This window comes from Bacillus sp. LR_5 (assembly GCF_042709275.1).
Genome location: NZ_JAVAXX010000574.1, coordinates 1 through 1486 on the forward strand (window position 1 = coordinate 1; position 1486 = coordinate 1486).

General features: G+C 46.4%; 1 protein-coding gene. It reads left to right on the forward strand.

Annotated features, from left to right (window positions below; genetic code table 11):
* The coding region (gene spoIVA / locus RAC86_RS38595; protein WP_377886944.1) for a stage IV sporulation protein A at positions 1-1369 on the forward strand (1369 nt) is incomplete at its 5' end.
* Positions 1370-1486: the final 117 nt, after the last annotated feature.

The following is a 1486-nucleotide window of genomic DNA, read 5'->3' on the forward strand; positions in this document are numbered from 1 at the left end:
CATGGAGCTTGTGGTGCTCCCGAATATCAGTAACGAAGCAGACCGGGCCCGTGCGCAGGATGAACTGCCGCAGAGCGCGGCCGGCAAGACGATTATGACTACAGAGCCTAAATTTGTTCCGAATCAGGCGATGTCTGTTCATGTGTCAGACGGACTCGATGTCAATATAAGATTAGTAGATTGTGTAGGTTACACAGTGCCCGGCGCAAAAGGATATGAAGATGAAAACGGGCCGCGGATGATCAACACGCCTTGGTACGAAGAACCGATCCCATTTCATGAGGCTGCTGAAATCGGCACACGAAAAGTCATTCAAGAACACTCGACCATCGGAGTTGTCATTACGACAGACGGCACTATTGGAGATATCGCCAGAAGTGACTATATAGAGGCTGAAGAAAGAGTCATTGAAGAGCTGAAAGAGGTTGGCAAACCCTTTATCATGGTCATCAATTCAGTCAGGCCGTATCACCCGGAAACAGAAGCCATGCGTCAGGATTTAAGCGAAAAATATGATATCCCAGTATTGGCAATGAGCGTGGAAAGCATGCGGGAATCAGATGTGCTGAATGTGCTCAGAGAGGCCCTCTATGAGTTTCCGGTGCTTGAAGTGAATGTCAATCTCCCAAGCTGGGTAATGGTGCTGAAAGAAAACCATTGGCTGCGTGAAAGCTATCAGGAATCCGTAAAGGAAACGGTTAAGGATATTAAGCGTCTCCGGGACGTAGACAGGGTTGTCGGCCAATTCAGCGAGTTTGAGTTCATTGAAAGTGCCGGATTAGCCGGAATCGAGCTTGGCCAAGGGGTGGCTGAAATTGACTTGTATGCGCCGGACCAATTATATGATCAAATCCTGAAAGAAGTGGTTGGCGTTGAAATTAGAGGAAGAGACCATCTGCTTGAGCTCATGCAGGACTTTGCTCATGCGAAAACAGAATATGATCAAGTGTCCGATGCCTTAAAAATGGTCAAACAGACGGGATACGGCATTGCGGCGCCTGCTTTAACTGATATGAGTCTCGATGAGCCGGAAATTATACGGCAGGGCTCACGATTTGGTGTGAGGCTGAAGGCTGTCGCTCCGTCGATCCATATGATCAAAGTAGACGTCGAAAGCGAATTCGCGCCGATTATCGGAACGGAAAAACAAAGCGAAGAGCTTGTGCGCTATTTAATGCAGGACTTTGAGGATGATCCGCTCTCCATCTGGAACTCCGATATCTTCGGAAGGTCACTGAGCTCAATTGTGAGAGAAGGGATTCAGGCAAAGCTGTCATTAATGCCTGAAAATGCACGGTACAAATTAAAAGAAACGTTAGAAAGAATTATAAACGAAGGTTCAGGCGGCTTAATCGCCATCATCCTGTAATACCGGAAGACCTCTTTATAGAATGGGAGGTCTTTTTTCTATGCTCTTAATAATGGAAAAGGATCAAGGAATAGGATGAAAAAAGGAAAAAAAGGAATATTTGTTCGGTAAATCACG